The organism is Microterricola pindariensis (assembly GCF_002936985.1).
GTDB classification, from domain to species: Bacteria; Actinomycetota; Actinomycetes; order Actinomycetales; family Microbacteriaceae; genus Microterricola; species Microterricola pindariensis.
The window spans coordinates 1-23,214 of sequence record NZ_MPZN01000015.1 but is presented as its reverse complement, the minus strand read 5'-3'; the positions used below and the strand labels follow the sequence as shown (position 1 = coordinate 23,214).

At 71.8% G+C, this 23,214-nt stretch carries 21 protein-coding genes and 1 pseudogene; 9 read left to right on the top strand and 13 right to left on the bottom strand.

Annotated elements, in window-relative coordinates:
- Window positions 1-69: 69 nt before the first annotated feature.
- From GY24_RS06435 to GY24_RS06425, 3 genes are all read left to right on the top strand, one after another.
- On the top strand, window positions 70-1,440 hold the full coding sequence (locus tag GY24_RS06435) for an MFS transporter (RefSeq protein WP_104474896.1): 1,371 nt from the start codon (window positions 70-72) through the stop codon (window positions 1,438-1,440).
- Window positions 1,437-2,981: a pyridoxal phosphate-dependent decarboxylase family protein gene (locus tag GY24_RS06430; protein ID WP_104474895.1), complete on the top strand. Its 1,545-nt coding sequence runs from the start codon at window positions 1,437-1,439 to the stop codon at window positions 2,979-2,981. Before GY24_RS06435 ends, GY24_RS06430 begins: the two co-directional genes overlap by 4 nt.
- A 107-nt stretch (window positions 2,982-3,088) precedes the next feature.
- Window positions 3,089-4,033: a DUF1214 domain-containing protein gene (locus tag GY24_RS06425; protein ID WP_104474894.1), complete on the top strand. Its 945-nt coding sequence runs from the start codon at window positions 3,089-3,091 to the stop codon at window positions 4,031-4,033.
- Window positions 4,034-4,115: 82 nt separating this feature from the next.
- Here the strand turns inward: GY24_RS06425 and GY24_RS06420 are convergent, their stop codons facing one another.
- The 3 genes from GY24_RS06420 to GY24_RS06410 are packed head-to-tail and all read right to left on the bottom strand — an operon-like array spanning window position 4,116 to window position 7,129.
- Window positions 4,116-5,252 (bottom strand): Mrp/NBP35 family ATP-binding protein, encoded by a 1,137-nt coding sequence (locus tag GY24_RS06420; protein ID WP_104474893.1) that lies wholly within the window; start codon window positions 5,250-5,252, stop codon window positions 4,116-4,118.
- Window positions 5,236-5,790, bottom strand: coding sequence for a DUF1003 domain-containing protein (locus GY24_RS06415; protein WP_104474892.1), 555 nt, complete (start codon window positions 5,788-5,790; stop codon window positions 5,236-5,238). Before GY24_RS06415 ends, GY24_RS06420 begins: the two co-directional genes overlap by 17 nt.
- A complete protein-coding gene (locus GY24_RS06410; protein WP_104474891.1) occupies window positions 5,777-7,129 on the bottom strand; it encodes a magnesium transporter MgtE N-terminal domain-containing protein in 1,353 nt (450 codons plus the stop codon). The genes GY24_RS06415 and GY24_RS06410 overlap by 14 nt, the downstream gene beginning before the upstream one ends.
- A gap of 55 nt (window positions 7,130-7,184) precedes the next feature.
- Between GY24_RS06410 and GY24_RS06405 the strand changes: the two genes are divergently transcribed.
- Window positions 7,185-7,730: a general stress protein gene (locus GY24_RS06405; RefSeq protein ID WP_104474890.1), complete on the top strand. Its 546-nt coding sequence runs from the start codon at window positions 7,185-7,187 to the stop codon at window positions 7,728-7,730.
- A gap of 57 nt (window positions 7,731-7,787) precedes the next feature.
- Here GY24_RS06405 and GY24_RS18155 read toward each other — a convergent pair whose 3' ends face one another.
- The 3 genes from GY24_RS18155 to GY24_RS06395 form a co-directional block, all read right to left on the bottom strand.
- Window positions 7,788-7,919, bottom strand: a complete 132-nt coding sequence (locus tag GY24_RS18155; protein WP_267892604.1) for a hypothetical protein — start codon at window positions 7,917-7,919, stop codon at window positions 7,788-7,790.
- Between the two features lie 257 nt (window positions 7,920-8,176).
- Window positions 8,177-9,736, bottom strand: coding sequence for an aminopeptidase P family protein (locus tag GY24_RS06400; RefSeq protein ID WP_104474889.1), 1,560 nt, complete (start codon window positions 9,734-9,736; stop codon window positions 8,177-8,179).
- A gap of 45 nt (window positions 9,737-9,781) precedes the next feature.
- The gene (locus GY24_RS06395) at window positions 9,782-10,816 is read right to left on the bottom strand and encodes an endonuclease/exonuclease/phosphatase family protein (protein ID WP_104474888.1); all 1,035 of its coding nucleotides are present in this window, start codon (window positions 10,814-10,816) and stop codon (window positions 9,782-9,784) included.
- An 80-nt stretch (window positions 10,817-10,896) separates the two neighbouring features.
- On the opposite strand from GY24_RS06395, the pseudogene GY24_RS06390 reads away from it, so the two are divergent.
- Window positions 10,897-11,765: pseudogene (locus GY24_RS06390) on the top strand (PHP domain-containing protein).
- A gap of 209 nt (window positions 11,766-11,974) precedes the next feature.
- A complete protein-coding gene (locus tag GY24_RS06385) occupies window positions 11,975-13,570 on the top strand; it encodes a GmrSD restriction endonuclease domain-containing protein (RefSeq protein WP_104474887.1) in 1,596 nt (531 codons plus the stop codon).
- Between the two features lie 249 nt (window positions 13,571-13,819).
- On the opposite strand, the gene GY24_RS06380 is transcribed toward GY24_RS06385, so the two are convergent.
- Together GY24_RS06380 and GY24_RS06375 are read right to left on the bottom strand one after the other, a co-directional pair.
- Window positions 13,820-15,439, bottom strand: a complete 1,620-nt coding sequence (locus GY24_RS06380) for a DEAD/DEAH box helicase (RefSeq protein WP_104474931.1) — start codon at window positions 15,437-15,439, stop codon at window positions 13,820-13,822.
- A gap of 147 nt (window positions 15,440-15,586) precedes the next feature.
- Window positions 15,587-15,949, bottom strand: a complete 363-nt coding sequence (locus GY24_RS06375) for a cupin domain-containing protein (RefSeq protein WP_104474886.1) — start codon at window positions 15,947-15,949, stop codon at window positions 15,587-15,589.
- A gap of 285 nt (window positions 15,950-16,234) precedes the next feature.
- Here GY24_RS06375 and GY24_RS06370 point away from each other — a divergent pair, with 285 nt between their 5' ends.
- Entirely contained in the window at window positions 16,235-16,963 is a 729-nt protein-coding gene (locus GY24_RS06370) for a ferritin-like fold-containing protein (protein ID WP_104474885.1), read from the top strand.
- A 31-nt stretch (window positions 16,964-16,994) separates the two neighbouring features.
- Complete coding sequence (locus tag GY24_RS06365; RefSeq protein WP_104474884.1) at window positions 16,995-18,713, top strand: long-chain-fatty-acid--CoA ligase; 1,719 nt, start codon at window positions 16,995-16,997, stop codon at window positions 18,711-18,713.
- Between the two features lie 129 nt (window positions 18,714-18,842).
- On the opposite strand, the gene GY24_RS06360 is transcribed toward GY24_RS06365, so the two are convergent.
- The 5 genes from GY24_RS06360 to GY24_RS06340 all read right to left on the bottom strand — a co-directional run bounded on the left by GY24_RS06360 (window position 18,843) and on the right by GY24_RS06340 (window position 21,399).
- Window positions 18,843-19,778 (bottom strand): endonuclease domain-containing protein, encoded by a 936-nt coding sequence (locus GY24_RS06360; RefSeq protein ID WP_202972918.1) that lies wholly within the window; start codon window positions 19,776-19,778, stop codon window positions 18,843-18,845.
- A gap of 196 nt (window positions 19,779-19,974) precedes the next feature.
- Window positions 19,975-20,385, bottom strand: a complete 411-nt coding sequence (locus tag GY24_RS06355) for a VOC family protein (protein WP_104474883.1) — start codon at window positions 20,383-20,385, stop codon at window positions 19,975-19,977.
- A 10-nt stretch (window positions 20,386-20,395) separates the two neighbouring features.
- Window positions 20,396-20,860 carry a helix-turn-helix domain-containing protein gene (locus GY24_RS06350; RefSeq protein WP_104474882.1) on the bottom strand — a complete coding sequence of 155 codons (465 nt, stop codon included), beginning with the start codon at window positions 20,858-20,860 and terminating at the stop codon, window positions 20,396-20,398.
- 9 nt (window positions 20,861-20,869) lie between these two features.
- A complete protein-coding gene (locus GY24_RS06345; RefSeq protein ID WP_104474881.1) occupies window positions 20,870-21,172 on the bottom strand; it encodes a hypothetical protein in 303 nt (100 codons plus the stop codon).
- A 2-nt stretch (window positions 21,173-21,174) separates the two neighbouring features.
- Window positions 21,175-21,399, bottom strand: coding sequence for a DUF3107 domain-containing protein (locus tag GY24_RS06340; RefSeq protein ID WP_104474880.1), 225 nt, complete (start codon window positions 21,397-21,399; stop codon window positions 21,175-21,177).
- A gap of 152 nt (window positions 21,400-21,551) precedes the next feature.
- Here GY24_RS06340 and GY24_RS06335 point away from each other — a divergent pair.
- Window positions 21,552-23,214, top strand: a 1,663-nt coding sequence (locus GY24_RS06335; RefSeq protein ID WP_161498695.1) for a UvrD-helicase domain-containing protein, incomplete at its 3' end; no start/stop codon positions are given.

Sequence of the window (23,214 nt, the reverse complement as noted above, 5' to 3'; positions counted from 1 at the left end):
TCTAGGTCAGCCGACACCGAATTAGGTCAGTTGACCCAGTTCTGGTTTGCGGCTCGATACACTGCCGGGATGACCGCAACGGAGCGTGCACTCTCTCGTAAGACAATCGTCGGCTATGCCCTGGGATCCCTCGGCACCGGCGGCTTCGCCACCTTGCCCGGGCTCGTCCTGGTGTTCTACCTGACCGACACCCTCGGCGTGACCGCCCTGCTGGCCGGAGCGCTGGTGACGGTGGCCAAGATCTGGGACGTGCTGATCGACCCGGTCATCGGTGCCCGGAGCGACCGGGCGCTGGCCCGCCACGGCTCGCGGCGCGGTTTCATGCGCGCGGGCGCCCTGCTGCTGCCCGTGTTCTTCGTGCTCACGTTCGCCGTGCCGGCCGAGCTGGAGCCCGCGGCATCCGGCGTCTGGGTGCTCATCGCCTTCGTGCTCACGGCCACGGCGTTCAGCCTGTTCCAGGTGCCATACATCGCGCTGCCGGCCGAGCTTGCCGACGGCTACGACCAGCGCACCCGCCTGCTCACCTGGCGGGTCGTGGTGCTGACCGCCGCGATCCTGCTGTTCGGCGCCGGCGGCCCGATGCTGCGCCGTCTGGGCGGCGAGAACGAGTACCTCGGCTACCTGATCATGGCCGTCGTCGCTGGCGTGGTGATCGGGGTCGGGATGCTGCTGGCCTCCCGCGTCGCGCCGCGGGGCGTCGGGGCGCACGCGGCCGCCTCAGGCGCGCACCCCGGCGGCGGCATCCGCGAGCACTACAGGGCCGGACTGGCCGTGCTGCGTCGCTCGCAGTCGTTCCGCGCCCTGCTGCTCACGTTCATGCTGCAGGGGCTCGCGACCGGCGTCATGCTGGCCGGCGCCAATTACGTCGCCGTCTGGGTGCTGCACTCGGAGGCCGCACTCGAACTGTTGTTCGTTGCGCTGATCGCCCCTGCGCTGTTCTGCGCACCGCTCTGGGGTGTGATCGCCCGGCGCGTGGGCAAGGAACGCGGCTTCGTGCTGGCCAGCGTGCTGTTCGGCGTCGCCGCGCTCTCGCTCACCGCGATGCTGTGGGCACCGGGGGCATGGGTGTACCTGCCCGTCGCCCTCGCCGGCGCCGGCTATGCGGGCATGCAATCGCTGCCGATGGCGATGCTGCCCGACGTCATCTCGCACGACGCCGCCGAGCACGGCGACGGCCAGGCCGGCACCTTCAGCGGTGTCTGGACGGCGGGGGAGACCACCGGCATGGCCCTCGGTGCCACCGCCCTGACCGTGATGCTCGCCGCCACCGGCTACATCGAGAGCATCGGGTCGGCGACGGTCGTGCAGAGCGAGGCCGCCGTCACCGGCATCGTGCTGAGCTTCAGCGCCCTGCCCGCCGCCCTCATCGCGGCCAGCCTGCTGAGCCTGCGGCGCTACACCCTCCGCAAATCCGACATCGACAGGAAGGTGCTCGTGTGAGCGCACACTTCGAGCAGACCCCGGCGAGCGTGCTGGCCCGCCTGGACGCGCTGCGGGAGGGCGACGCGCCCACCCACGGCGGCCGGGTGCTCTCCTACGTCTACGACTCCGGCGTGGCCGAGCTCGACGAGCTGGCCGCGAGCGCGATCCGCGCCGTGCAGCCGGTGAACGCCCTGGACCCGACCACCTTCACCTCCGTCGCCGCGATGGAGCGTGAGGTCATCGGCTTCGCCCGCGCGGTCTTCCACGGCGACGAGCAGGTCGTCGGCACCGTCACGAGCGGCGGCACCGAGAGCTGCCTGCTCACAGTCAAGACGGCGCGGGAGCTGTGGCGGGCGGATGCCGCGCGCCGCGGAACCCCGGCAGGCACCGTGGTGCCCCGCATCCTGGCCCCGAGCACCGTGCATGCCGCGTTCCACAAGGCGGCCGACTACTTCGGGCTGCGCCTCGAGCTCGTTCCGGTGGACCCGGAATCCGGCCGGCCCCTGGCCGCGGACTTCGCCGCGCTCTTGGCAGGTGCCGACGACGTGGCGCTCGTCGTGCTGAGCGCCCCCGCCTACCCGCACGGGGTGCTCGACCCGATCGCTGAGGTGTCGGCGCTGGCCGCGGCGGCCGGCGTCAGCTGTCACGTCGACGCCTGCTTCGGTGGTTTCGTGCTGCCCTGGTGGCCGGGAGTCGACGCAGCCAGCTGGGACCTGCAGCTGCCCGGCGTCACGAGCCTCTCCGCCGACCTGCACAAGTACGGCTACGCGCCGAAGGGGGCCTCCGTGTTGCTGCAGCGCGGCCGGGACCGGCAGCGGCAGCAGTACTTCGCGACGACCGGCTGGCCCGGCTACCCGGTGGTCAACTCCACCCTGCTCGGCTCCAAGTCGGCGGCGGCCCTCGCCGCGGCATGGGCGATCACGCAGACCCTCGGCGCCAGCGGCTTCGCCCGGCTGACGGAGAGCTGCGCGCGGGCCACTGCGGCGCTTGCAGACACCATCACGGGGATCGACGGCCTCCGCGTCGTCGGGCACCCGACCGGCCCGGCCATCGCCGTCGCGGTGGACGAGTCTGTGCCGGCCGAGCGCCGCGTCGACCCGCACCACTGGGCGGACCAGGCCCGCACCCATGGCTGGCAGCTGCAACTGCAGCCGGGCTTCACGCAGTCCGACGGCACCCGGCTGCCCCCGACGGCGCACCTGACCGTCACCCCGGTGACCGAGTCCCGGCTGGCCGAACTGACGACCGCCCTCGTGGCGGCCGCGGACGAGGTGCGCGGCGTGCCCGCCGTCGACGTCACACCGCTTCTGGCCTCGCTCGGCGGGGCGTTCGGCGGGGCGCTGCCCGCCGCGCTGGACGCGGCGTCGGCGTTCGCCCTGTTGCAGGCGATCGGGCTGGCCCCGGATGCCGAGGGCAGCCCCGAAGCCGGCGCCGGCGGCGCGGACGCGGCGCTGCCCGAGCGGCTCGCGCCGTTCCTCGCCCTGGTCGAGGCGCTGCCGCCGGCCGTGGCCGAACCGCTGCTCACCGAGCTGATCGCCCGACTGGTCGAGCCGGCCTAGCGGGCATCGCCCGCGCCGGGCGCGTGCGCACTCGCCGTGCGCGCCCGGTGGACGGCAGGCACACCGTGGCCCTAGCGCTGGCGAGCGTGCGCTGCCATGATCGCTCCATGGCCACTCTCGTCAATGTAGACAATTTCGCCCTCGCCGAGACCCACCGCATGATGCGGGACCTCCAAGCCAATGCCGGAGGCGTCAACCGCTTCCTGCACAACCGCGAGCCAGCCGCGATCGACAACCAGACCGTCATCCGACTGAACCGCGACACGCTGTACAGCTTCGCGGTCGTCGACATCAGCGCCGGCGCCACCCTGAGCATCCCGGAGCACGGCGAGCGGTACCTCTCCGCCATGGTCGTCAACGAGCACCACTACGTCGACGCGATCTTCCACGACGCCGGCCGCTACGAGCTCACCCAGGAGCAGTTCGGCACGCCGCACGTCGTGGTGGCGGTGCGCATCCTGGTCGATCCTGCCGACCCGGCGGATGCCGCGGCGGTCGCGGCACTGCAGGACCAGCTCGAGTTGACCGCCACCGCGGCGGCGCCCTTCGAGATGCCCGACTACGACACGACCAGCCTCGACGAGACGCGCACCGCGCTGCTCTCCTTGGCTCGCAACCTGAGCGACTTCGACCGCACGTTCGGCAGGAAGGAGGAGGTCGACCCCGTCCGCCACCTCATCGGAACCGCGGCCGGCTGGGGCGGGCTTCCCTCCGCCGAGGCGAGCTACATCGGCGTCGACCCGCGCCTGCCGGTCGGCGAGTATGAGCTGACGGTCGGCCCGGTGCCCGTCGACGGCTTCTGGTCCATCTCCGTCTACAACGCCGGCGGCTACTTCGAGCCGAACGAGCAGGGCGCGTACACGATCAACAACATCACCGGCGTGCCGAACGACGACGGCACCATCACCGTCCGCTTCGGCGACACCTCTCCCGGCGCGGTGAACGCGCTGCCGCTCACGGACGGCTGGAACTACCTGGTGCGGATGTACCGGCCGCGCGCAGAGATCCTCGACGGCGAGTGGACCTTCCCGACGCTCAGCAGCCAGCACTGAAAATCAGGACCAGGGCGCCGTGGGGGCCCTCTGCGGCCCCACGACGCCCTGCTCCTGGAAGCGCGAGCGACGAGGCCGCGGGCTAGGCGAAGCTGAGCGGCAGCGGACGGCCGGCCAGGCCGCGGCCCGTGCTGGCGAGGGCATCCGCGACGCCGAGGATGGCCGCGGCGGCCGCGTCATCCGGGTCGCTCAACACGATGGGGGAGCCGGTGTCGCCGCCCTCGCGCAGCGGCACGCTGAGCGGGATGCGGGCCAGCAGCGGCACGCCCAGCCGGCTGGCCACCTCGGCGCCGCCGCCGGAGCCGAACAGCTCCAGCACGGTGCCGTCCGGTTGGGCGAGCCCGGCCATGTTCTCGATCACGCCGAACACGCTCTGCCCGGTCTGCCGGGCGACGACCCCGCTGCGCTCCGCGACGTCGGCGGCCGCCGGCTGCGGGGTGGTGACGACGAGCACCTCGGCGTGCGGCAGCAGCTGGCCGATCGAGATGGCGACGTCGCCGGTGCCGGGCGGAAGGTCGAGCAGCAGCACGTCGAGGTCGCCGAAGTAGACGTCGGTCAGGAACTGGTTGATGGTGCGGTGCAGCATGGGGCCACGCCAGGCGACGGCGGCGGATGTGTCATCGAGGAACATGCCGATCGAGATCACCTTCACGCCGAACGCGACCGGCGGCAGGATCATCTCGCCGACCCGGGTCGGCTTCACCCCGGCCAGGCCGAGCAGGCCGGGGATCGAGAAACCGTGCACATCGGCGTCGAGCAGCCCGACGCGGAGGCCCCGCGCGGCGAGCGCGACCGCCAGGTTGGCGGTGAGCGTCGACTTGCCGACTCCGCCCTTGCCGCTCGTGACGGCGATGACGCGGGTCAGGGAGTCGGGCGTGAAGGGCATCGTGCGGGTGCCCGTGCCCTGCAGCTTCGCGGTGAGCGCCTTGCGCTCCTCGACGCTCATGACGGTCATCGCCAGCTCGACGTTGCCGGCCCCGACGACGCCCTCCAGGGCGGCGCGGGAGTCGTCCTCGATGCGGCGGGCGGCCGGGCAGCCGATGATGGTCAGCTTGATGACGGCGTGCGCGCGCCCGGCGTCATCGAGCGAGAGCTCGCCGACCATGTCGAGATCGGTGATCGGTCGACGGATCTCGGGGTCGATGACGCGGGCGAGGGCCTGGTGCAGCGCCTCGATTCCGGCCGGTCGGATGCCGGCAGGCTCAGGGCTTGCCGACATCCGCCGCCCCGTTCTCGTACTCGGCCTTCGCCGCCGCGGAGTCGCGCTCGTCCAGCTGCTCGAGCAGGCTGCGCAGCTCGGAGCGGATGAAGTCCTTCGAGGCCATGTCCGAGATGGACAGGCGCAGGGCGACGACCTCCCTGGCGAGGTACTCGGTGTCGGCGAGGTTGCGCTCGGCCCGCTGGCGGTCCTGCTCGATCTGCACCCGGTCGCGGTCGTCCTGGCGGTTCTGCGCGAGCAGGATCATCGGGGCGGCGTAGGAGGCCTGCAGCGAGAGGATCAGGGTCAGCGCAGTGAAGCCGATCGCGGCGGAGTCGAAGCGCCACTGCTCGGGGCCCCACGTGTTGAACGCGAGCCAGCCCAGGCAGAACAACGAGAGGCCGACGAGGAATCCCGGCGTGCCCATGCCGCGGGCGATCGCCTCCGTGAAGCGGCCGAAGCGGTCGCGGCTGTTGGCCTTGTCGCGCGCCGAGATGGCCGGGCCCCGCAGCCCGCGGGGGGTGTCGAGGCGGATGTCGCTCTTGTTAGCTCGTGCCATTGCCGGTCCTCCGCCCCGCGGTGTCGTTCCCGATCAGCGGGATGCTGCCTGTCTTGAGTTGCGCGCGCGCCGCGGCGCGCGCGGTGAAGTCGGCATCGTCGTCGGGATGACTTCGCCAGTCGGCGGGAAGAAGATAATCGAGAACATCGTCAATGGTCACCACCCCGACAAGTCGGTGGTGCTCATCGACAACGGGGACGGAGACCAGGTCGTAGCTGGCCAGGATGCGGCTGACCTCGGCCGCGGAGGTGTTCGCCGTCACGGGCTCGAGGCCCTGGTCGAGCAGGGTGCCCAGGCGCTCATGCGGCGGGTAGCGCAGCATCCGCTGGAAGTGCACCATGCCGAGGAAGCGGCCGGTCGGCGGCTCGTACGGCGGCAGCGTCACGCAGATCGCGGCGCCGAGCGCGGGGGCGAGGTCGTGCCGGCGGATCAGCGCCAGCCCCTCGGCGACGGTGGCGTCGGCGGAGACGATGATCGGCTCCGGGGTCATCAGGCCGCCTGCGGTGTCCGGGGCGTAGGAGAGCAGGAAGCGCACATCGTCGGCCTCCTCCGGCTCCATCAGCTCGAGCAGCTGCTCGCCGCGCTCCTCGGGCAGCTGGGCGATCAGGTCGGCCGCGTCATCCGGCTGCATGTGGTCGAGCACGTCGGCGGCGCGGGCATCGCCCAGGCTGGCCAGGATGCCGACCTGCTCGACCTCCGGCATTTCCTCCAGCACATCGGCGAGGCGGTCGTCGGAGAGCTCGCCGGCCACCTCGAGCATGCGCTCGGTGGGCAGGTCGAGCAGGGTGGAGGCCAGGTCGGCGGGATTGAGCTCGGAGAACGTGGCGATGAGGTGCTCGGCGGACTGCGCCTGTCCGGCGGTGACCGTCTCGCGCACCTCGGCCCAGTCGGCGAAAACCGTCTGGCCCTTGGCGAACGGCGACGGGCTGGTCTTGGGGCGGCGCACGAAGAGCTGGCTGATGGCCCACTCGCTCTGGTCCTGGCCCTGCTCCTCGATGGCGACGTCCTCGATGGTCGCCTCGCCGGAGCCGTCGACGAAGCTCACCTTGCGGCCGAGCATCTCGGCGATGACGCGCACCTCGCCGCCGCGCTGCTCGAATCGGCGCACGTTGATGAGTCCGTCGGTGATGATCTGGCCGCTGCCGATGCTGGTCACCCGCCCGATCGACATGAAGACGCGGCGCCGGCCGGGGATCTCCACGATCAGGCCGACGACGCGGGGCGGATCCGATTTGCGGTACACAACCAGAACGTCGCGCACCTTGCCCACGCGGTCGCCCGCGGGGTCGAAGACGGTGCACCCTGCCAGACGGGCGACGAAGACTCTGTTGGCACTCACCCTTCAAATCTAGGCCACTCACACCGTTTTCAGGCCCACATGGGAGAATGGCCGCATGAGTGCCCAGAACCCCTTCTCTGCCCGCAACGCCACGCGATACCCGGTGTTGCCGCAGGGAGAGGCCGTTGAGAACTACGCCAGCTACGCCGAGGCGCAGACCGCGGTCGACGTCCTGGCACGCGCCGACTTCCCGGTGAAGCAACTGGCGATCATCGGCAACGACCTGAAGAGCGTCGAACTGGTGACCGGCAAGATGAGCTACGGCCGTGCCGCGCTCGGCGGCGCAGCGTCCGGGGCCTGGCTCGGAATCTTCCTCGGCCTCATCCTGTTCATCTTCGCGCCGAGCGGGGCGAGCATGCCGATGATCTTCGCGGCGCTGCTGATTGGTGCCGGCTTCGGCATGCTGTTCGGCATCGTCAGCTACTCGGTCAAGCGCAAGCGCCGCGACTTCAGCTCAGTGATGCAGCTCATCGCCGTCAGCTACACCGTGCAGGCGCCCAGCGAGCTGGTGCACAAGGCCCGCAACATCCTGCACGGCGAGCCCGTTCCCGCTGGGGCGGATGCCGGCGAGCAGACGCCGCCCGCGCCGCCCGCCGCCTAGCAACTGCCCGCCGCCTAGCAACTGCCGGGCGCCTAGCAACTGGCGGGCGCTCCCCGCTCACCAGCTGTCGTTGGCGGTCTCCGAGAGGGTGAAACCGTGCCCGCCCTGCGTGTGCGCGCAGGAGATGCCGGCATCCGTCGACGTGCAGATGACGTCTCCGGAGACGATCGCCGAGCCGACCGGGAGCACGACTGTGGTGTCGCGGTACTCGCTCTCGAACGCCGCAGGCCAGTTTGCGCGACGGGAAGGAGAAGACGACCCCCGTCCCGAAGTCGACGGGGGCGAAGTCGGCCGGATGCGTGGGCATCGGGTCTCGACGAGACGCAAAAAACAGGAGGAGAGCCTCGCCGACCGCATATGCGGCCCCGCGAGGCTCTCCTCCTGTTTTTCAGCGCGCACCGTGTGCGGCTCCGGCCGACCGCTGCCGCCGGGCCGGGCGCGAGAGCTTAGCTCCAGCCGCCGGAGCGCACCCACGCCTCGACGTCGGACGCCGTGCGCGGGATGCCGATGGACAGGTTCTCCGCACCGTCGGCGGTCACCAGGATGTCGTCCTCGATGCGCACGCCGATGCCGCGGAACTCGGCCGGAACCGTCTCGTCGTCGCTCTGGAAGTACAGCCCGGGCTCGATCGTGAAAACCATGCCCTCCTCGACGATGCCGTCGATGTACATCTCACGGCGTGCCTGGGCGCAGTCGTGCACGTCGATGCCGAGGTGGTGGCTGGTGCCGTGCACCATGTAGCGGCGGTGGTACTGCTTGTCGGCCTCGAGCGACTCGGCGGCCGAGACGGGCAGGAAGCCCCACTCCGCGGTGCGCTCGGCGATGACGGCCATGGCCGCCGCGTGCACCTCGCGGAACACGATGCCCGGCTTGACCACGGCCAGCGCGGCATCCGCGGCGTCCAGGACGGCGTCGTAGATCATCCGCTGCACCGGGCTGAAGGTGCCGTTGATCGGCAGGGTGCGCGTGACGTCGGCGGTGTAGAGGCTGTCGACCTCGACGCCGGCGTCGAGCAGCATGAGCTCGCCCGGGCGCACCGGGCCGTCGTTGCGGGTCCAGTGCAGGATCGTGGCGTGGGCGCCGGATGCCGCGATGGTGTCGTAGCCGAGGGCGTTGCCGTCCAGGCGGGCCCGGGTGTAGAACACGCCGTCGACGATGCGCTCGCCGCGCGGGCTGGCCGAGATCCGCGGGAAGTCGGCGATGACGTCGTTGAAGCCGCGCTCGGTGGCGTCGACGGCGAGGCGCATCTGGGCGATCTCGTAGGAGTCCTTGACGAGGCGCATCTCGCTGAGCACGACGTGCAGCTCGGCGTCCGGCTCGTGTTCCGCCCCGATCTCGAGGCTGAACGGCGAGTCCTGGGCGTTGTCGCGCAGCGCCTCCTCTGCGGCGAAGCGCAGCCGGGCGGAGTCGACGGCCTCGGTGACGGCCGGGTCGGCCTCGCGCAGGACGAGCGTGGTGGAGTCGACCGCGCCGTAGACGGCGTCGAGCTCGGCGATGCCGCGGGTGTGGATGCCGAGGTCGGCGGCGACCTGGGCGATGGAGGGGCGCGGGCCGATCCAGAACTCACCGATTGCGGGGTTGTGGTAGAACTCCTCCGAGTCGCGGCCGGCGCGCTCGCGGAAGTACAGGGTTGCCTCGTGCCCGGCGGCGGTGGGCTCGAAGACGAGAACCGCCTCCGGCTCGGCGTCGGCGCCCCAGCCGGTCAGGTACACGAAGGCGCTGTGCGCGCGGAACGGGTAGTCGGTGTCGTTGGAGCGCTGCTTCGGGCTGCCGGCCGGCACGATCAGGCGCTGGCCGGGGAAGCGGGCGGAGAGGGCGTCGCGGCGTGCCGCGGCGAAGCTCGCCTGCTCACGGGCGGCGGGGAGGGTGTCCTCCCTGTGCGCCCACCCGGTGCTGATGTAGGACTTGAATACATCGGATTTCGGCGTCGTCGAGCGGCTGGCGTTCGGGTCCGTCTCCGGGGCAGCGGTCAGGATGTCGGTGGTGGCGTCGGCGGTGTTGTCCATGCCCCCATTCTCGCACCGCGAGACGGGAGCCGCCTGTGCCCGCTCTCACCCGTCGGCTGGCAGGTAGCGGGTCAGCAGCGGCCGGTGGTCGCTGCCGGAGTCGTCGACCTCGTCGAGCACGCGGAAGGCGTCGACGCGCCAGTTGTCGGTGGCCAGGACGTGGTCGATCGGGGCGCCGAGCAGGGGCGGGACGGCGGTCGGCCAGGTGCCGAGCGCCGCGCTGCCGGCGGAGAGGGCGGCATCCGCGCAACGCCCCAGCGCGGCCCCGTCGATGCCGCGCCCGGCCATGTGGTCCAGCGTGGCGTTGAAGTCACCGGCCATGATCACGTTGGGGGCGTCGCACTGCTCGGCCAGCCAGTCCAGGTCGCTCCGCCAGTCGCTCATGGCGCCCTCGGTCGGCGCGCCGGCGTGCACGGCGATGATCGTCGGGCCGTCCCCGTTCACCGGGGTCGCGACGACGGTGGGGGAGATGTTGGTGTTGCCGGGCGGTCCGCTGCCCGCGGCGGAGGCGAGCGTGTACTCGCCGAGGTCGGGGCTGATCAGCAGCGCTGTGGAGCGCGCCTTGTAGACGTCGTTGAAGTTGAGCGTCCACACCCACATCGGCCGGCCGCCCTCCTTCATGGCGACGGCCACCTCGGTGCCGAGCTCGTCGGTGGTCTCGGGCAGCGACACGATGTCGGCGCCGCTCTCCAGGGCCAGCTTCACGATCGCGTCGACGCCGGGCTCCTCGCCGCGCGTGTTCCAGCTGAGCACGGTGATCGAGTCGTCCGCGCCGTTCGTCGCGAGCGAGACGTCGCCATTGGCGGCGCCGCGCAGCGCGAGGATCCCGCTCGTGGCCACCGCGAAGACGAGCACCAGCACGGCCAGGGTGCCGGTGATGCGGCGGAACGGGCGGAGGATTCCGATGACCATCAGCAGCACGATTCCGACGGCGGATGCCGCAACGAGCACGCCCCGGAACGACACGATCTGCGCGATCATCCACGTGTTCTGCAGCCCGAAAAGCTGTGGCCAGGCCAGCACGAGCAGCCCGACGGCGGCGCCGAGCGCGATGAGGGAGCTGAGGATGCGGCGGATCATGGCTTGATCACCATATGCGACGCGGCCACACGGCAGCCGCCGCGCGGCGTCGGACGCGCGGCCAGAACTAGCATGGGGGGATGGACTCTCGGCGTTTTCACGGCCCCATCGACCTGCACGCGCACTCGAGCGTGTCGGACGGGACCGAGACGCCGGGCGAGCTGGTGCAGGCCGCCGCGGCCGCCGGGCTCGGCACGATCGCGCTGACCGACCACGACTCGACGGCCGGCTGGGCCGCCGCGGCCTCCGCCGCGCGCACCGCGGGCGTGAGCCTGATCCCCGGCATGGAGCTCTCCACCCGCCTGCAGCACTCCAGCGTGCACCTGCTCGCCTACCTCTTCGACCCCGCCGACCCGGCGCTGCTGGCCGAGACGACCCGCATCCGCGACGCCCGGATGTCGCGGGCCGAGGAGATCGTTGAGCACATCGGCCGCGACTACGCGCTGAGCTGGGACGACGTGCTGGCGCAGTCCACGGAGGGGGCCACCATCGGCCGGCCGCACATCGCCGATGCGCTCGTCGCCCGGGGCTACGAGCCGAACCGCTCCGCGGCCTTCGAGGGGATCCTGCACTGGCGCAGCGGCTACGTGAAGCCGCACTACGCCCCGGATCCGGTCACCGGCGTGCGCCTGGTGCGAGCGGCGGGGGAGTGCCCGTGCTCGCCCACCCCGGCACCCGCGGCGCCATGAACGTGCTCTCGGAGTCCGCGCTGAAGCGGCTCGTCGAGGCCGGCCTGTTCGGCCTGGAGATCGAGCACCGCGAGAACCTGCCGGATGCCAAGGAGCGGCTGCGTGTGCTCGCCGACAAGTTCGGCCTCGCCGTCACCGGCTCCAGCGACTACCACGGCGACGGCAAGCCGAACCGGCTCGGCGAGAACACGACCGCCCCGGAGGTGCTGGAGGCGCTCATCGCCGAGGCGCGCGGCAGCGAACCCGTCTACGCCGGCTGACCGCCCCGCCGCATCCGCCCGCCCACCGCATCCGCCCGCCCGCCGCATCCGCCCGCATCGCGTCGCCACAGACGGTCCAGAACTGACCCGTTTCTGAGCCAGCTGCGGCGAATGGATGCCGGGGAGGCCCCCGAACGCGGCTCGTGGAGTGGTCTGGACGGCTCCGGGCAGCCCCATACACTGTGGGCTTGCCCATCTGAGGAGACCCGATGAACAGTGCCCCCTTGCCGCCCGCCGGCTGGTACCCGAACCCCGAGAACCCGGCCGAGCAGCGCTATTGGGACGGCGCCGCGTGGACGGCGCACACCGCACCAGCAGCGGCTGCGCCGGGACTGATGGCAAACGTTGCTCTGCAGGCACGAGCCCTGTTCGCCCGGCGGGCGTCGAAGTCCGCCCCGGCGGCCCCCGTGGTCCCCGCCGCACCTGTGACCGGGCCCGCCGGGGAGTCGGCGGCCGGCGCCACGGCGACCCCCAGCGCAGCGCCCCCTCTCGCGCGTATGGGGGACTGGGTTGCGAGCCTCAGCACGACCTCCTGGGTCGTGTTCGGCGTCGCCGCCGTGATCGCGCTCCTTGCATTCACCGCCGGCGGCTTCGGCCCGGGAATCCTCGTGATCGCGCTCGTCGCATTCTTCACCGCGCTGTACACGCTGATCTCCGCGCGGCCGTCGTGGGCGCGCATCGCCAGCCGCAAGCTTGCCGGATTCGTCGTCATCGGAAGCTTCCTGGCGCTCAGCATCAGCACAGGCATCATGGGGGAGACGCGGGCGGCGACCGACGAGGTCGCCGTCGCCCTGCCGAGCCCGGCCCCGAGCGAGACGGCCGCCCCCGCGCCGTCGGCGACTCCGACCCGGACCCCGACTCCGACACCGACGCCCACGGGTGAGCCGGACGCCCCGGAGAAGGTGCTCGCAGCCGACGAGGAGGCGGTGGTGAGCGTCGCCAACTCCTCGGCCACCGCGGGCACCGCGCTCGCCCTGCTGGGCACGCTCGAGGTCAAGGGGCGCGCCCCGAAGACCGGATACGACCGGACCGGGATGTACGGCACGGCCTGGCTGGACGTCGACAGGAACGGCTGCGACACGCGGAACGACATCCTCGCCCGCGACCTCGATCCCGAGGTGATGTCAGGGCGCTGCAAGGTCACGTCCGGGGTGCTGAACGACCCGTACACGGCGACGACGATCGACTTCGTCCGCGGCCAGAAGACCTCGCTCGCCGTGCAGATCGACCACGTCGTGGCGCTCATGAATTCCTGGGAGACCGGGGCGCAGCAGCTCAGCCAGGCGCAGCGCGTGAGCCTCGCGAACGACCCGATCAACCTGCTCGCCGTCGACGGGCGGAGCAACGCGCAGAAGGGTGCAGGGGATGCCGCGACGTGGCTGCCCGCGAACAATGCGTTCCGCTGCACCTACGTCGCCCGCCAGGTCTCCGTGAAGGCGACATACGGCCTCTGGGTGACGCAGGCCGAGCACGACGCCATCACCCGGGTGCTGGCGAGCTGCCCGGACGAGCCCGCCGTCACCTCGGCGTTCACGCCGATCGTCGTCGTGGCCGAGCCCGTGCCGGCACCCGCGCCGGACCCGGCTCCGGCACCGGCGCCTGCTCCAGACCCCGCGCCGGCACCCGCCCCCGCGCCGGCACCCGACCCGGCGCCCGCTCCCGCGCCCGAACCGGCTCCCGCACCCAACGTCAGCTACGCGAACTGTGATGCCGTCCGCGCGGCGGGTGCGGCACCCATCCGCGTCGGCGACCCCGGCTACTCCCGCAAGCTCGATCGCGACGGCGACGGGATCGGCTGCGAGTAGGCAGGCTGCCGCATCCGCCCGCCCTCCGGTTGAGCCCGTCGAAACCACCCGCCGGTCGAGGAGCGAAACCACCCGCCGGTCGAGTAGCGAGGAACGAGCGTTTCGAGACCCCGCGGGCTGGAGTCGTCGCACGGACCTCGGTCTCGATACGGCCGTAGACGGCCTCCTCGACCAGCGGTGCGGTGGCCGCCCACAGAGAGAGCCCGCCGAGATCAGATCTCGACGGGCTCTCTCAACTGTTGGCCGCTGTTACTCGGCGCTGGGCGCGCTGCGGCGCGAGCGGTTGCGGTTGCGGCGGCGCGGGGCGCTGTTGCCGTCGTGGTGCTCGTGTCCGCCGCCGTCGTGGGCTCCGGATGCCGGGTGGCCCGGTGCCTGGAAGGGGTCGGTGATCGTCGCCACGGCCGGGGCCGCGCCCGTCGCGTCTGCGGCGGGGGCCGCGGCCTCGGAACCGGCGCCACCGCGGGTGCGGGTGCGGCTGCGTGAGCGGCTGCTGCGCGAGGAGCCCTCGCCGGCTGCCGCCCCGGTGCCGTCGGCGGAGCGGGATCCGCCGCGGCCGCCATCGCGGCCGCCGTCACGGCCGCCACGGCCTGCATCCGCCGACTGCTCGCGCGGGGCGCGCTCCTTGATGGGCGTCGGCTTCAGGCGGCCCTTCGAGCCGGCCGGGATGTCCAGGTCCTCGTAGAGGTGCGGCGAGGAGGAGTACGTCTCCACCGGCTCCGGCTGGTTCATCTCAAGCGCCTTGTTGATGAGCGCCCACTTGTGCAGGTCGTCCCAGTCGACGAAGGTGACCGCGATGCCGGTCTTGCCCGCGCGGCCGGTGCGGCCGGCACGGTGCAGGTAGGTGTCGTGGTCGTCGGGAACCGTGTGGTTGATGACGTGGGTGACGTCGTTGACGTCGATGCCGCGCGCCGCGACATCCGTGGCGATGAGGATGTCCTTCTTGCCGGCCTTGAACGCGGCCATGGCGCGCTCGCGCTGGTCCTGGTTCAGGTCGCCGTGCACGGCGGCGGCGTTGAAGCCGCGGTCGTTCAGCTCCTCGACGAGCTTGGCCGCTGCACGCTTGGTGCGGGTGAAGACGACGGTCTTGCCGCGGCCCTCTGCCTGCAGGATGCGGGCGACGACCTCGTCCTTGTCGAGCGAGTGCGCCCGGTAGACGACGTGCTTGATGTTCGCCTGGGTGAGCCCCTCGTTGGGGTCGGTCGCGCGGATGTGGATCGGCTTGCTCATGAAGCGGCGGGCCAGGGCCACGATCGGGCCGGGCATCGTCGCGGAGAACAGCATGGTGTGGCGGTCGGCCGGGGTCTTGGCGAAGAGCTTCTCGATGTCGGCGAGGAAGCCGAGGTCGAGCATCTTGTCGGCCTCGTCGAGGACCATCTCGCGCACCTTGCCGAGGTCGAGCAGTCGCTGCGAGGCGAGGTCGAGCAGGCGCCCGGGGGTTCCGACGACGATCTGCGCGCCGGCCTTGATCTCCTCGATCTGGCCCTCGTAGGCCTTGCCGCCGTAGATCGCGACGATGTTGGTCGCACGGTTGGACGTCGCCAGCTCGAGGTCCTGGGCAACCTGCACGCAGAGCTCGCGCGTCGGCACGACGATGAGTGCCTGCACGCCGGGCTCCGGGTTCAGGCCGAGGCGCTGGATCAGCGGGAGGCCGAAGCCGAAGGTCTTGCCGGTGCCGGTCTTGGCCTGGCCGATGATGTCCTGGCCGGTCAGAGCCAGCGGGATCGTCTGCTCCTGAATGGGGAACGGCTCGATGATGCCCTTCGAGGCGAGGGCGTCGACCATGTCTTGTTCAATGGTCAGATCTGAAAATGTAGTCACGTGTTTTAGGCCTGTCGTACTGCGTTCACTGAGGATGCGCCCTTGTGTCATCAGGCGCACGGCCGCGGATCCATCGCCCGCGGGATGCCTCCAGCCTAGCGCGGCGTGTCTGGGTGGCCGCTTGACGCCGCGCGGGCGGGAGGCAAAAACGGGGCCACGGCATTCCGGGCGTGGCCCTCTGCGTGCGGATGCCGCGGCTCACGCCTTCGCGTAGTTGCTGTAGCCGTTCCAATCGAGGAACACGCACGGCTCGTCGCCGAGCGTCCACGCGTCGTGGCCGGGGGCCATGCTGGCGAAGTCGCCGGGGCCGTACTCCATCTCCTCCCCGTCCTCCATGACGACCTTCATCCGGCCGGACAGGAAGTAGCCGACGTGCGCCGTCTGGCAGCTGTCGGTCTTGGCGATCGGCTTCACGTGCTCAGACCAGCGCCAGCCGGGCTGGAAGGTGGCGCGGCCGACGCCGCCCGTTGTGGCCTCGACGAGCTGGAGCTGGCCGGCCCCGGCCTCGAATTTCCGCGTCTCGTCGGGCGAATCAAGACTCTTGCGCACGAGGCTTGACATGATGACCTCCTTGATCGGTGTTTCTCAGCGCGCCCTGGATGGGCGTGGTTCAGGCACGCGTCGGAGATCGCACAAGGCTTCGGGAGGGGTGGCGGTTCGGCGGTGGACGGCCGGGGGCGCGACGGGGACGGCATCGTCCCGGCCGCATTGAGCGCAGTCTACGCCCGGCCCCTCGCCCTGTCACCCGGTGCGGGAGCCCGCCGTGGATGGTTCGCGGCACCGGTTCCGGGTCGGCGAGGGGTTGTTCCCGGCACGCTCGCCCCGCGCACGCCCTAAGCTGAACTCGTGGTCTCATGGTTCGGTCGGAGCAACATCCGCGTGGAGATCCCGCGGCTCAAAGCCCGCGGGGAGTCTTCGGCGACGAAGGTTGACTTCGCCGAGTACACCCCCGAACTGCTGCCGTTCCTCGGCCAGGCCGCGGCCGTGCACCTCGAGGTCGCCGAGAACCTGGCCCGCGCGCTCGCCGCGGCGCCCAGCCTCGAGACCAAGCAGGGCATCAGCTACGCGGCCTCCCAGGTGCTCGCCGCCCAGCACAAGCTGGTGGCGGAGATCCGGGCGCTGCATGCCGATCCCGACGCGCTGATGCGCCCCTTCGCCGAGGCCCTGGAGCACTACCGCACGCTGGCGACCGGCAGCGACTGGCGTGAGCTGCTGCTCACCTGTTACCTGAGCGCCGGCATGCTCGGCGACTTCTTCGAGCAGCTCGCCCGCGGCATCGGCGGCGACGTCGGCAAGCGCGTCGCCACCCTGCTGGCCGCGGATGCCGGGGCCGAGGAGCTGCGCCAGCTGCTGCAGAGCGCCATCAACGCCGACCCCCAGCTCACCTCCAGTCTGGCCATGTGGGGGCGCCGGCTGGTGGGGGACACCCTCCTCGTCGCCCGCTCGGCCCTGGCCAACCTCGACTCACCCGGAAGCGCGGCGCATCACGCCGCAGAGGCGAACATTGAACCCGTCTTCACCGAGCTCATCGCCGCGCACACCCGCCGCATGGACGGCCTCGGCCTCACCGCCTGAGCCTGCCGCGTCAGATTTGAGAGAGGTCGCCATGACCGCAGCATCCGTCTTCTCGAGCCGCCCCTGGCTGAGCGCGTACGCGCCGGGCGTCCCGTTCGACATCACGCCGCCGAAGGGAAGCCTCGTCGACATGATCGATGCCGCGGTGCGCACGTACCGGGCATCCGTCGCCCTGGAGTTCTTCGGCGAGACCACCACGTACGCCGAGATGGGGGAGCAGATCCTCCGGGTCGCCAACGCCCTGCGCAAGCTCGGCGTGCGAGCAGGCGACCGGGTGGCGCTCGTGCTCCCCAACTGCCCACAGCACATCGTGGCCTTCTACGCGGTGCTCCGGCTCGGCGCGATCGCCGTCGAGCACAACCCGCTGTACACGCCGAGCGAGCTGCGGCACCAGTTCGAGGACCACGGCGCCACGACGGCCATCGTCTGGGACAAGGTGCACGACACGGTCATCGACTTCCCGGACGACATGGGGGTCGCGCACGTCGTCGCCGTCGACCTGACCCGGGCGATGCCGCTGATGAAGCGCCTCGCACTGCGGCTGCCGGTGAAGAAGGCCAAGGACGCCAGGGCGGCGCTGACCGGGCAGCCGCGGGCCAAGAACGCGCTGCGCTGGGAGGACCTGCTCGAGACCCGCAAGCTGAAGAAGTCGCACCCGCGCCCGGCGCCGGCCGACACCGCGGTGCTGCAGTACACGAGCGGCACGACCGGGGCGCCCAAGGGCGCGATCCTCAGTCACGCGAACCTGCGCGCGAACGCGCTGCAGGGCGAGGCGTGGGTGCAGGGGCTCCGCCCGGGCAAGGAGGTCGTCTACGCGGTCCTGCCGATGTTCCACGCCTACGGGCTGACCCTCTGCCTCACCTTCGCGATGAGCACGGGCTCCCGCCTGGTGCTGTTCCCGAAGTTCGACGAGGGCCTGGTCCTGGATGCCGTGCGCTCCAGCCCGCCCACATTCCTGCCCGCCGTGCCGCCGATCTACGAGCGCCTGTCGAAGGCGGCGGACAAGCGCGGGGTCAGCCTGAGCAGCATCCGCTTCGCCATCTCGGGGGCGATGAACCTGCCGCTCGCGACCGTCGAGGCGTGGGAGAAATCGACCGGCGGCCAGCTGGTGGAGGGCTACGGGATGACGGAGACCTCGCCGGTCGCGGCCGGCAACCCGTTCAGCCCCGCCCGGCGGGCAGGCACCGTCGGGGTGCCGTTCCCCAGCACCCAGATCCGCGTCGTCGACCCGGAGAACCCGCACATCGACCGCGGCTTCGACGAGGAGGGCGAGCTGCTGCTGCGCGGCCCGCAGGTGTTCTCCGGCTACTGGAACCGGCCGGAGGAGTCCCTCGCCGTGCTGCTGTCCTCCGGAGACGGCGGCGGCCAGTGGCTGCGCACCGGCGACATCGTCTCGGTCTCGCCCGACGGCTTCATCACCATCGTCGACCGGATGAAGGAGCTCATCATCACGGGCGGCTTCAACGTCGCGCCGAGCGAGGTGGAGGACGCGCTGATTTCGCATGAGTCGGTGGCCGATGCCGCCGTCGTCGGACTGCCGGCGCCGGGCGGCGGCGAGACCGTCACGGCCGCCGTCGTGCTGCAGCCGGGCGCCACCCTCGACGTGGAGGCCCTGCGCGAGCACTGCCGCGGCCGTCTGAGCGCCTACAAGGTGCCCAGGCAGATCGTGGCCGTCGAGGAGCTGCCCCGCTCGATGATCGGCAAGGTGCTGCGCCGGCAGGTGCGGGCTCAGCTGAGCGCGCTGCTCTAGCCTGCGGCATCCGCTGGCCTTGCGCCGCTCACGCGATCGACTCGCCAGAAAACGTGCCAAGGTCCGAGTTTTGGGACAGTTCCTGGCGAGTCGATCGTGTCGCAGGAGCGCGGATGCCGCGGGCGACCTTCACCGGCGCCAGCCCGCCTCGATCAAGGCCGTGTGCACCCGCGCGACTGTGAGGTCTGGGCGCACGAACAGCCCGTGCTTGCGCACCGTGACCACCGTCCAGCCCGCACGGCGGATGGCCTCGAGCCTGCTCAGGTCGCGCTCGTATTGAGTGGTGCTCGTGCGGTGTTGGTCGCCGTCGTACTCCACGACCAGCCGCCACTCCGGGTAGACCATGTCGACGCGACCGAGGAAGCGCCCCGCAGGGTCTCGCAGCACCTGGTTGAGGAGCGGCTCGGGCAGCCCGGCATCCACGAGGAGCAGGCGTAGCAATGTCTCTGGCCGCGACTCGGCGCCCGCGCGCACTCGGGCGAGCGCGCGGAGGGCCACGCGTTTCCCGCGTCCGCCGTAGCCGGCCAGCCGCTCGGAGAGCTCGTCGACGGACGTGAACGGGCGCGGGTCGACCGGGTCGAGCAGCGCCGGGTTGAGCACGAGATGATCGCCGACCACCACGAGCTCGTCGGAGGGGAGGAGCCCGGCCAGTTGCACCCAGCTCGAGGCCGCGCTGCTGACCGCAAGCCCGTGGCGCAGAACGAGCGGCGCCGACCCCGGCGGGAGTTCATGCCCGATCACCCCGCGGGTGCGCGGCGGGCGTTGCGGCGCAAAGCTGGCGACATGGAGCTTCTCCTCGGGGCCGAAGGCCACGGGAAGGGGCGCGCCCCAGATCCGGGCGGCGGTCAGGTGGCTGAAGAACTGCCCCGGTCGCATCCGCGTGGCGTAGGCACGGCAGCGATCGAGCAGAGCGCCGCCGTCCGGGGCAGCGACGCGCACTCCGTGAAAGGGGCTGCTCAGGTCTTCGCCGCGCAGCCGCTCCGGGCTCAGACCCGCGTCGCGTGCCTCATCGACGGTGAACGCGCGCCCGGTGAGGCTGGGTGGCAGCGGAACACGACGGGGCATGCCTCATGATGCCGCGAAGCACCCGCTCCTCGCAGAAGTTATCCACAGCCCGGTGCCAGGCCGGAGCCCGCCCGGCATCCGCGCCATCGACTCGCCAGAAAACGTGCCAAGGCCGCAGTTGTGGGACGTTTCCTGGCGAGTCGATGCGGATGCCGCGGGCACGGGCGCGCGGATGCCGCGGGCACGGGCTGTGGGCTCAGGCGGCGGGCGCCTGCGCGATGCGGACGGTGTTGCCGGACGGGTCGCGGAAGGCGCAGTCGCGCGGGCCCCACTGCTGGTCCATCGGCTCCTGCAGCACCTCGGCGCCGGACGCGCGCACCGTCTCATAGAGGCCGTCGAGGTCGTCGGTGCGGAACACGAGCATCGGCAGCACGCCCTTGGTGAGCAGCTCCTGCAGCGCGTCGCCGTCGGCCTGGGAGCGGCCGGCGTGCGGCTCGGAGAGCACGATGCCGAGGCCGGGCTGCGCGGGGGTGCCGAGCGTGACCCAGCGGTGCCCGCCGGAGCCGACGTCGTTCTGCACGTCGAGGCCGAGTGCACCGCTGTAGAACGCGATCGACTCGTCGACGTCGTTGACCGTCACATTGGTGAACTGGAGTGAGAGTGTCATGCCCGCGACACTACGCCGCGGCCGATCCGCCCGCTTCTTCGATCCTGCTCGATTCGCGCGCGGGCCGCGCGGGGCGAGCGGCCCGCACCGGGCGCGTGTGCGCCTGGGCGATGCAGCTGGGCATGGCCCGCACCGCGCTGTGCTCGCGGCGACGGTACGCGGATGGCGTCTCGCCGGTGATCTCGGTGAAGCTCGAGCTGAACGAGCCGAGCGAGGTGGCGCCGACGGCGAGGCAGGCGTCGGTGACGCTGGCCCCGCCCCGGAGCAGGGCCATGGCACGCTCGATCCTGCGGGTCATGAGGTAGCTGTACGGCGTCTCGCCGTAGGCGGCACGGAAGCGCCGGGAGAAGTGCGCGGGCGACATCAGCGCCCGCGCCGCCATCGTCGGCACGTCCAGGGGCCGCGCGTACTCCCGGTCAATCAGGTCGCGGGCGCGGCGCAGGTGTGCCAGGTTCTCCAGCTCCTGCGGGGTCATCGCCGGGCCTCAGGCCGTGGCGGTTCCGGAGCTGAGCGCGGCGAGCAGGCGCTCGTCGGATGCCGCACGGCTGCGGCCGATCAGCAGCGCGGCGCCGGCGGAGACCGCGGCAGCGCCGACGAGCGTGATCAGCCAGATCCAGCCGCTGTCCCACGCCATGCCGAGCCAGGTCAGTGCAACCCAGAGGATCGCCGCGGCGGCGGTGCCGATCGCCGGCACCACGACCACGCCGTACTCGGCGCGGCGCGGCAGGGTGTACCGGGCTGCGATGCCAAGGATCGCCCCGCCGAGCGCCACGAAGAGCAGCTCCATGGTTAGCCCACGAATCCGATGCGGCGGCTCTCTTCGGTGCCGATCTCGATGTACGCGAAGGTCGCGGAGGGCACGATGTAGGTGTTGCCCTTGTCGTCGCCGAGCTTCAGGTAACCGGTCTCCCCGGCGAGCACCGCGGCAACGGCGGTCTCGATGTCGGCGACCGGCTGGGAAGTCTCGAAGTTGATCTCGCGAGGAGAGTTCTGGATGCCAATGCGAATGTCCACCGGGTGTGCCTTTCCTTTGCCCTGACGCCAGGGCGTTCCTGTCAGAGTATTCCAGATCGGGCGCCGCTCGCTGCCCGTTCACTGTTGGCGCAACCGCGCGCGCACGGCGTTGTCGCGGGGGCCTGTCAGTGCCGGGCGCTACCGTGGGAGACGTGGCCAGAACAGAGCAGAAACCGGCGCCAGAAGCGCGCGCCTTCGTGCCCCGTGCCGGGGCGGGGCATCCCGTCGGCGCCGCGGTGCTTGATGACGCGCAGCGGGCCGTGCTGGAGCTGCCGCTGACCGCGACGGCCGCGGTGCTCGGCGCCCCGGGCAGCGGCAAGACGCTCACCCTCGTCGAGCTGATCGCCGACCGGGTGCTGAACCATGGCCTCGCCCCTGAACAGGTGCTCGTGCTGGCCCCGAACCGCCTCGCGGCCACTCGGCTGCGCGACCGGCTGGCGGTGCGCCTGGGCGTGCCGAGCGCCGGCCCGATCGCACGCACGGCGAACTCGGTCGCGTTCCAGGTCGTGCGGGCGGCATCCGAGCAGCCCGTCACCCTGCTCACCGGCGGCGAGCAGGACTCGATCATGTCCGAGCTGCTCCTCGGCGACATTCTCGACCAGGCCGGCCCGGACTGGCCGCACCCGCTCGGCGAGGAGGTGCGCCAGATGCGCGGGTTCCGCACCGAGCTGCGCGAGCTCAGCATGCGCTGCGCGGAGCACGGGGTGTCGATGCCGCGGCTGGCCGAGCTCGGCCGCGCCCACGACCACCCGGAGTGGGTGGCGGCCGCCGAGTTCCTCGATGGCTACGCAGACAACAAGGAGCAGGCCCGGCCCGGCCAGTACGACTCGGCCGAGCTCTCCACCGAGGCCGCCGTGTACGTGGCGCGCGCCGAGCCCGGCGCCGCCGGGGCGGCCACCCTCGGGCCGCTGGCCGGGGTGCGCCTGATCGCCGTCGACGACGCGCAGGACGCCACCGGTTCGACGATCGCGCTGTTGCAGGCCTTCGCCGCCCGCGGCGTCGCAATCGTCGCCTTCGGTGACCCGGATGTCGCCAGCACGGCGTTCCGCGGGGCCCGCTCGGAGGTGCTCGGCCGGCTGGGGGAGGCGCTCGGCGTGCCCGGAACGGCTCGGCTCGTGCTCTCCACCGTCTACCGCGGCCGGCGGGAGCTGCGCGAGCTGGTCGGCGCCGTCGTCGGCCACATCGGAACCGCGCTCGCCGGGCTGCAACGGCGCGCCGAGCTGGCGCCGTCGGCGTTCGCCGGCCCCGCGAGGGGCGAGACGGCTGTCGCGACAGATGCCGGAGCCCCGGACGTCGGAGTCCCGGATGCTGGAGCCCCGGAAGCCGACCCATCGACGACTGCAGCGCCGGGCGCCTCCGAACGGATCGGGTACGCCGCGACCGTGCGCATCGAGGCCAGCTCGCACGCCGCCGAGTGCGGGGAGCTCGCCCGGCTGCTGCGCGAGCACCACCTGCTCCGCGGGATGCCGTGGGCGCGCATGGCGGTCGTCGTGCGCTCCGGCGCCGACATCGCCGGGCTGGAGCGCGGGCTCTCCCTCAGCGACGTGCCCACCCGGGCCGCCACGGCCAGGCGGGCGCTCCGCGACGACCCGGCCGCCGCCCAGCTGCTGGCCGCGGCATCCGTCGCCATCGGCGTCAGGGAGCTCACCGCCCCGGCCGCCGTGGAGATCCTGACCGGCCCGCTCGGCCGGCTCGACGCCATCGCGCTCCGCCGGCTCCGGCTGAGCCTCCGCCAGCAGGAGCTCGCCGGCGACGGCACCCGCACCAGCGACGAGCTGCTCGTCGAGGCCATGCGCGTGCCGGGTGGCTTCGGCA